Source organism: uncultured Streptococcus sp., assembly GCF_963521865.1.
Taxonomy (GTDB): domain Bacteria; phylum Bacillota; class Bacilli; order Lactobacillales; family Streptococcaceae; genus Streptococcus.
This window is the reverse complement of record NZ_CAUQWY010000050.1, coordinates 1-8,245: the sequence shown is the minus strand read 5'-3', so window position 1 is coordinate 8,245 and position 8,245 is coordinate 1. Positions and strand designations below refer to the sequence as shown.

Annotated in this window: 7 protein-coding genes and 1 pseudogene; 5 read left to right on the top strand and 3 right to left on the bottom strand. The window is 41.8% G+C overall.

Going from position 1 to position 8,245, the window contains the following annotated elements; all coding sequences use genetic code 11:
- Nucleotides 1-187: 187 nt before the first annotated feature.
- On the bottom strand, nucleotides 188-835 hold the full coding sequence (locus RWO85_RS09145) for a LysM domain-containing protein (RefSeq protein ID WP_314415462.1): 648 nt from the start codon (nucleotides 833-835) through the stop codon (nucleotides 188-190).
- A gap of 239 nt (nucleotides 836-1,074) precedes the next feature.
- On the opposite strand from RWO85_RS09145, the gene sdaAB reads away from it, so the two are divergent.
- From sdaAB to RWO85_RS09130, 3 genes are read left to right on the top strand one after another with little or no spacing between them, the layout of a single operon-like run.
- Nucleotides 1,075-1,746 carry an L-serine ammonia-lyase, iron-sulfur-dependent subunit beta gene (sdaAB, locus tag RWO85_RS09140; protein WP_314415459.1) on the top strand — a complete coding sequence of 224 codons (672 nt, stop codon included), beginning with the start codon at nucleotides 1,075-1,077 and terminating at the stop codon, nucleotides 1,744-1,746.
- A gap of 8 nt (nucleotides 1,747-1,754) precedes the next feature.
- On the top strand, nucleotides 1,755-2,627 hold the full coding sequence (gene sdaAA, locus RWO85_RS09135) for an L-serine ammonia-lyase, iron-sulfur-dependent, subunit alpha (RefSeq protein ID WP_000500046.1): 873 nt from the start codon (nucleotides 1,755-1,757) through the stop codon (nucleotides 2,625-2,627).
- A 21-nt stretch (nucleotides 2,628-2,648) separates the two neighbouring features.
- Nucleotides 2,649-3,281 carry an HAD family hydrolase gene (locus RWO85_RS09130; RefSeq protein WP_314415458.1) on the top strand — a complete coding sequence of 211 codons (633 nt, stop codon included), beginning with the start codon at nucleotides 2,649-2,651 and terminating at the stop codon, nucleotides 3,279-3,281.
- A gap of 231 nt (nucleotides 3,282-3,512) precedes the next feature.
- On the opposite strand, the gene RWO85_RS09125 is transcribed toward RWO85_RS09130, so the two are convergent.
- Both RWO85_RS09125 and RWO85_RS09120 read right to left on the bottom strand, forming a co-directional pair.
- Nucleotides 3,513-5,363 carry a nucleoside-diphosphate sugar epimerase/dehydratase gene (locus tag RWO85_RS09125; RefSeq protein ID WP_314415456.1) on the bottom strand — a complete coding sequence of 617 codons (1,851 nt, stop codon included), beginning with the start codon at nucleotides 5,361-5,363 and terminating at the stop codon, nucleotides 3,513-3,515.
- 85 nt (nucleotides 5,364-5,448) lie between these two features.
- On the bottom strand, nucleotides 5,449-6,279 hold the full coding sequence (locus RWO85_RS09120; RefSeq protein WP_399553592.1) for a glycosyltransferase: 831 nt from the start codon (nucleotides 6,277-6,279) through the stop codon (nucleotides 5,449-5,451).
- A gap of 154 nt (nucleotides 6,280-6,433) precedes the next feature.
- On the opposite strand from RWO85_RS09120, the gene RWO85_RS09110 reads away from it, so the two are divergent.
- Complete coding sequence (locus RWO85_RS09110) at nucleotides 6,434-7,600, top strand: MFS transporter (RefSeq protein WP_314415454.1); 1,167 nt, start codon at nucleotides 6,434-6,436, stop codon at nucleotides 7,598-7,600.
- 203 nt (nucleotides 7,601-7,803) lie between these two features.
- Nucleotides 7,804-8,245, top strand: a pseudogene (locus RWO85_RS09105) (hypothetical protein); the annotation flags it as partial.

Sequence of the window (8,245 nt, the reverse complement as noted above, 5' to 3'; positions counted from 1 at the left end):
GCCCAGCTCTTTTCGCTTATTTTTTAATCTTGTTGCTAATAATGCATGCATGCTAACCACCACTATTTATATTCTATAAAAACATTATACTACTTTTTGAAAAAATTATATCATATTGTCTACAAGGAGTGAACAGGCTTCTCAAAATGTAAGAAAAAAGAGCCATTCAAAGCTCTTTCCCTATTTCTTAATACCAGCCGTTGTTAAGCCAGAAGTTTTTAGCGGCTGTCCATGAACCGTAACGTCCTGCAACGTAGGCATCTGCTACACGTTCTTGGTTTTCAGCTGAGTAGTCACCGTTCAAGTATGAATCTGTCAATTGGTAACGTCCGATGTAACGTCCGTTTGTAGCTGTGTAGCTACCGCCTGATTCTTTTTGAGCAATCCATTCTTTAGCTTCTGCTTCAGATCCGCTTACAGTTGCAGCTGGTGTTGAAGCTTCTGTTGATACAACAGTTTCTTCTGCTACTGCTTCGCTTGCTACTGGAGTTTCTTCCTCTACCTCTGTAGTTTCTGCCACTGTGGCTGAAACAGCTTCATCTTGAGCTGCTGGTGCTGCATAAGTAGTTGGCGCTGGTGTTGCAACAGGTGCTACAGGACCATCAATAACCAACTCTTGACCAACATAAATCAAATGAATGTTGTCGATGTGGTTGTTTTCTGCCAATTTCTCAACAGTTGTGTTGTGAGTTTCAGCGATTTCTGAAAGTGTATCACCTTCTTTAACAGTGTAAGTTGATGATTCTTGAGCAGATACAAATGATGGAACAAATACTGCAAACAAGGCAGCTACTCCTGCAAGAGTTGTTTTAATCTTTTTAGTTGTTGATTTCATATTTGAAAATTCTCCTTCTTTCTATAGTTCTATGATACCCTTTAAATGTTACTGTTTCTTGACACTTTTATGTAGAAATATTACAAAATTATTTTTTCTTTCCCTAAATAAGGTATTTTTTGTCATAAAAGATGCTTTTTTATGATATTTGTAGTGTAAAAAGGTTTTCATCCACAATTAAAGCCAAGACCTTCATTCTTTGATATAATAGAGATAAGAATTTTTATAAGGGGAAACTGATGAAATCACTTCGTTTTCAATCTGTCTTTGATATCATCGGACCAGTTATGATTGGCCCATCTAGTAGCCATACCGCTGGTGCTGTTCGTATTGGGAAGATTGTCTCTTCCATCTTTGACGATACTCCGACAGAAGTCGAATTCCAACTTTTTAACTCATTTGCCAAGACCTATCGCGGTCACGGAACAGACCTAGCCCTTGTTGCAGGTATTTTGGGCATGGATACAGATGATCCTGAAATCCCAAACAGTCTGGAGATTGCCCACAAACGCGGTATCAAGATTGTCTGGACCATTCAGAAAGACAGTAATGCCCCTCACCCTAATACCACTAAAATTACCGTCAAAAATGCTCAGAAAACCATCAGCGTAACTGGTATTTCTATCGGTGGAGGAAATATTCAGGTAACCGAACTCAATGGCTTTGCCGTCTCTCTCAATATGAATACACCGACTATCATCATCGTTCATCAAGATATTCCAGGTATGATTGCCCTCGTAACAGAGGCCCTTTCACGCTATGGTATCAATATCGCCCAAATGAATGTTACTCGTGAAAAAGCTGGTGAAAAAGCCATTATGATTATCGAAGTCGACAGTCGCAACTGTGATGAGGCTATCGAAGAAATTCGAAAAATCCCTCATCTCCACAATGTCAATTTCTTTAAATAGGAGGAAGCATGTTTTATTCTATCAAAGAATTGGTCGAGCAAGCAGATCTGGACTTTCAAGGAAATGTCTCAGAACTTATGATTACAACAGAGTTTGAATTGACAGGTCGCGAACGTGAAGAGGTTCTCCTTCTCATGGAACGCAATCTAGAAGTCATGAAAGCCTCTGTCCAACTTGGCCTCAATGAAAATAAATCTCGTAGTGGCCTGACAGGTGGAGATGCTGCCAAATTGGATCACTACATCAAAAACGGAAAAACTCTATCAGATTACACGATTCTATCAGCTGCCCGAAATGCCATCGCAGTCAATGAACACAATGCCAAAATGGGCTTGGTCTGTGCCACTCCGACCGCTGGAAGTGCTGGCTGTCTGCCTTCCGTTCTCACTGCTGCTATTGAAAAATTAGACCTCAGTCACGAGCAACAGCTGGATTTCCTCTTTGCTGCGGGTGCCTTTGGACTAGTCATCGCAAACAACGCCTCTATCTCGGGTGCTGAGGGCGGTTGCCAGGCTGAGGTTGGTTCAGCCTCTGCTATGAGCGCTGCCGCCTTGACTCTAGCTGCAGGCGGAACACCTTATCAGGCCAGCCAGGCTATTGCCTTTGTCATTAAAAACATGCTAGGCCTCATCTGTGATCCTGTTGCTGGTTTGGTTGAAGTTCCCTGCGTCAAGCGCAATGCCATGGGAGCTAGCTTTGCCTTCATCGCAGCAGACATGGCCTTGGCAGGTATCGAATCTAAAATCCCTGTGGATGAAGTTATCGATGCCATGTACCAAGTAGGAGCAAGCATGCCAACTGCCTTTCGTGAAACAGCTGAAGGTGGACTCGCCGCCACCCCTACTGGTCGTCGCCTCCAAAAAGAAATTTTCGGAGAATAAGCTTATCAAATAGGAGAAATCATGACCTCTATCTCAGCTATCTTTTTCGACCTGGATGGAACCCTCGTTGATAGTTCTATCGGGATTCACAATGCCTTTACCCATACCTTTAAAGAGCTGGGGGTGCCTAGCCCTGATGCCAAAACGATTCGTGGTTTTATGGGACCGCCCCTCGAAAGTAGTTTTGCGACCTGCCTGCCCAAAGAACAAATTTCTGACGCTGTGCAGATATACCGATCTTACTACAAGGAAAAAGGCATCCATGAAGCTCAACTCTTCCCTCAGATTGTAGACTTGCTTGAGGAGTTATCGAGCAATTACCCTCTTTATATCACCACGACAAAGAATGCTCCAACCGCTCAAGACATGACTAAAAACTTGGGAATCCATCATTTCTTTGATGGCATTTATGGTTCCAGCCCTGAAGCACCCCATAAGGCAGATGTCATTCGCCAAGCCTTGCAGACACATCAACTAGCACCGGAACAAGCTATCATCATCGGAGATACCAAGTTTGATATGCTGGGAGCTCAAGAAACAGGCATTCAGAAATTGGCCGTCACTTGGGGATTTGGAGAGCAGGCAGATTTGCTAAACTATCAACCTGATTATATCGCCCACAAACCCCTACAAGTTTTAGAGTATTTTCAATAACATAACGGAGACTGGGCAAAAACTCAATTTCATACTCTTCAAACCACATTAGTTTTCTCTGTAACCTCAACGCTGTTCTTTGAGTAACCTTCGGCTAGCTTCCTAGTTTGCTCTTTGATTTTCATTGGGTATCAGAAGAAAATGAAGCGAATTTCTACATCACAAAACGCATACTACCAAGGTTTTCATGTACTGACCTGATAATATGCGTTTTTTGATTGTAAAGATTTTTTATTCAACGTGGGTTGTTTGATTAGCAAAGGCGATAATAGCTTGCTTCAATTCATCTCCACTGAGAGTGCGGAACTCTTCAATCTTTTGATCTATAGCTTCTAGAGGCATGACATTAACCTTACCAACGAAAATCTTATCCATAACCTGATTATCAACAAGTTCGGTTGATACCAAGAGTTCTTCGTAGAGTTTTTCACCTGGACGGATTCCAACTTCAACAATTGGAATTTCGCTTTCGGTGTGGCCACTTAGAAGGACCATTTTCTTAGCCAAGTCATAAATCTTGACTGGTTTGCCCATATCAAGGATAAAGACTTCCCCATCCTTGGCATAAGCACCAGCATGAATAACTAGACGGCTAGCTTCTGGAATGGTCATGAAGTAACGGGTCATGCGGAAGTCTGTTACCGTTACAGGCCCACCTTCAGCAATCTGACGTTCAAAGACTGGAATGACACTACCACGGCTACCAAGAACATTCCCAAAACGAACTGCACAGTAGGTCGATTGGCTACGTTGGTTAAAGCCAGTGACAATCAACTCAGCCACGCGCTTGGTTGCTCCCATAACATTAGGTGGATTGACCGCCTTATCCGTCGAAATCATAACCATCTTAGGCACCTTAGCTTCATCAACAGCCCTAGCCACATTGTAGGTTCCACGAATATTGTTTTTGAAGGCTTCTTTTGGATTGCGTTCCATCATAGGAACGTGCTTGTGGGCCGCCGCATGATAAACAATAGCTGGCTTATACTGCTCAAAGACTTGCAACAAACGGTCATAGTCTTGAATATCTGCAATCACTGGTACATAATCAATCCCTTGAAACTTGCGAATCAATTCATGATACACAAGGTAGATTGAATTTTCCCCGTGACCTAGCAAGACGATACGTTCAGGATTGAAGCGGCTAACTTGGCGACAGATTTCAGAACCGATTGAACCACCAGCACCTGTGACTAAAATCGTCTTACCTGTAAGTTCTGCACCCAGACGCGATTCGTCAAGACGAATTTCCTGACGACCCAAAAGGTCTGTGATATCAATCTTCTGGAAGCCTCCACCTGCTTGGTGAAGTCCCTGAACAACGGTTTCAACCTTAGGCATCTTGTAACATTTGACACCCAGCTTATTACACATCTGCAAGATACGTTCATATTCTGACGGGTCAAGCGACGGAATCGCAACGATCACACGTTCGATTTGATGGCGTTTGGCTAATTCTGGCAGATTGTCATAAGAGCCCAAAACAGGGATACCACCAAGTTTTTGTCCCTTTTTCTTAGCATCCTTATCCAAAATACCAACAAGTTCCAAATCACTGGTTGGGTGTTGGTAACTATCCATAAAGAGAGCTCCACCATCGCCAGCACCAATCAAGAAGGTACGACGGTGTTCTCCATCACCATTACCTTTTTTGCGTTTAGAGTAGATTAACTGCCAAGTAATCCGTGGCAATAAAATCAAGAAGGTACTCAACAAGATAAAGAGTACGATAAAACGGATGGAAAAGAGTGGCAAGAAGGCATAGCAGATACTATATGACAAGATGCTGCTCACAGTCACACCAAAAAAGATTTTCATAAAATCCGTAATCTTGCTGTAACGACTAATACTAGCATTCAACCCCCAAAATCCAATCATCAATTGATAGAACAGGAAGGCCAAACTCGTATAGATGATGTAGTCAACAGGCGCTGGATTAATCAATCCGTAGAATAAAATATAAGATACAATGATGGAAACCACCATACTGAAAATATCAAATATGCCCCAGAAGACCTGTTTTTGTTGTTTATTTAAAATTTCCACCAGATCAATGACATAATCTGTGAGTTTTTTATTCATAGGAATTTACTCCTCCTTAAAAGAGCTGGATAGTTATACTGTTATTATAACACTTTTTATCCAGTTTACGATTTGCTACAATCTTTTACTTGCTTTTTCGTAACAGTTTCATAAAAATAAACTGTCTGACAAATCCTGGACAAAGAGTAACAACCATCTGAATGGCAACACTCTTGGCATATTCCATGTAAGAAATTTGCCCTCTCTTCAACATGCGCTGGCGAGCCTGACGATAGAGTTTGAGATAACGTAGTCCCCCACGACGCTCAAACATCCCTGCTCCGACACGAACCTGACACAAGATTTGATCCAGATTTCCAGTCTTGGCTCCTGCAGCAATCATATTGAGCCAGAGGAGGTCATCCTCCATATAAAGCCCATCCTCATAGTTGCCTGCCTTGAGAACCATATCCTTCTTGAACATGACGGTCATGTGGTTAAAGGCGCTTCTCATCCTTTGATAAGCCACAATCTCTGCATGTTGGGTTGGAACACGACGGTAAGAAACAATCTCATCAGGATTATCAATAAACTCTGCAATATGTCCACCTAATAGGTCGAGCTTGTCCTTCTCCATTAGCTGAAGCTGTTTCTCAAAACGATCTGGAACAGCTATATCATCTGTATCCATACGAGCGATGATATCGTACTGACACTGTAAAACACCGTATCGAAGAGCCAGACCCAAACCTTGATTCTGCTCAAGAGGATAGCGTTTCACTGGAATATCAGACTCAGCTTCAACCTGGTCTAATACCTGATAGAGTTCTGGTGTGAGAGGTCCATCCTCTACGAGAACCAATTCGCTCGGTTTCAAGGTTTGATTTTGAATACTATTAATGGCATCTCTCAAAAATGTCGGATTTTCCTTTACATAGACCGACATCAAGACGCTAATTTTTTGCTTTTCAAGCACAGTTTTTCTCCAATGTATAGATTTCCTTCCACTATTTTATCATAATTTTCAAGACTTTCCCATTTTTATCTTGAAAGCCAGAAACCTTACTTGACATTATAGTGAAAAAGCCTTAAAATAAGCTGTTATTAAAATCAGCTAGAAGAGGTAATATATGAAAAAGCAATCACTCTTTTTTGTTCCAGGTATTATCCTGATTGGTGTTTCCTTGCGGACTCCTTTTACTGTTTTACCCATTATTTTGGGAGATATTTCGCAAGGACTGGGAGTCGAAGTTAGTTCACTTGGTGTCCTGACCAGCCTTCCTCTCCTCATGTTTACCCTCTTCTCACTCTTTTCTACCCGACTGGCTCAAAAAATCGGCTTGGAGCATCTCTTCACCTACAGCCTTTTCTTCTTGACCATCGGTTCTCTCATTCGACTAATCAATCTGCCCCTGCTCTATCTAGGAACCTTGATGGTTGGGGCAAGTATCGCAGTCATCAATGTTCTGCTTCCTAGTCTCATCCAAGCCAATCAACCAAAGAAAATTGGTTTTCTGACCACCTTATATGTAACCTCTATGGGGATTGCAACGGCTCTGGCCTCCTATCTGGCTGTGCCTATTACACAAGCCAGTTCTTGGAAAGGACTTATCATCCTCCTCACCCTGCTCTGTCTAGCAACTTTTTTGGTCTGGCTCCCAAATCACCGCTATAATCACAGACTGGCTCCACAAACCAAACAAAAAAGCCAAACAAAGGTTATGCGTAATAAACAGGTCTGGGCAGTGATTGTCTTTGCAGGTTTTCAATCCTTGCTCTTTTACACCGCTATGACCTGGCTACCTACAATGGCTATCCATGCAGGCCTATCCAGTCACGAAGCTGGCTTGCTGACCTCTATCTTCTCTCTGATTAGTATTCCTTTTTCAATGACCATCCCAAGCCTAACAACCAGCTTATCTACTCGCAACCGTCAGCTCATGCTTACTCTGGTCTCACTGGCTGGCGTGGTCGGTATTTCCATGCTCTTTTTCCCGATCAATAATTTCTTTTACTGGCTTGCCATCCATCTCCTCATCGGAACCGCAACCAGCGCCCTCTTCCCCTATCTCATGGTCAACTTTTCACTCAAGACAAGCGCCCCTGAAAAGACAGCCCAATTATCTGGCCTTTCTCAAACAGGAGGCTATATCCTAGCAGCCTTTGGTCCAACTCTCTTTGGCTACAGTTTTGACCTTTTCCACTCTTGGGTACCAGCTGTAGCTGCTCTCTTACTCGTCGATCTCCTGATGACTGTGGCCCTCTTTACAGTGGACAGAACTGATAAAATTCTCTAATTTTTCTAAAATACTTCTCAGATATAAACTATGCAAAGCCAGACTCTATCTGGTTTTTTTGGTGCTTATATCAACAAAAAACGCCATCCATCTGTTAGTAGAAAGATAACATTTTTGATATAATAAAATGTATAGAAACTAATTATCATACGAAAAATAAATTAGTTTATAAGATAGCTACTATTTCAAGCGAGGTACATAGAATGGATGAACAGAAATACAATTTGAAAGAAAGTTTAACAGAGTTAAATAAGCTCTTTGACTTATCAACCAAGGAGACAGATAAGACTGCCTGTGAAGCTCTAGCAAAAAAAGCTAAAATAATTTATGAGCAATACCCTGAATCAGAAGACATTGCGTTGAGGTATGCCGCGATTTTGGTCAATTTGTCAGCTGAACAAGTAAACATAGAAGAACTGGGCAACACTATTCATTCAGTCAAACAAATTTTTGAACAGTTCAATCAGTCTGAAGACATTGCTTTACGATATGCTATGGCTTTAGTCAATTTGTCAGTTGAACAAGTAAATGTAGAAGAGCTACTAAACACTGTTAATTCTGTCAAACAAATTTTTGAACGCTTCAAACAGTCTGAAGATATTGCATTACAATATGCTAAGACTTTAGTCAATTTGTCAGTTGAAC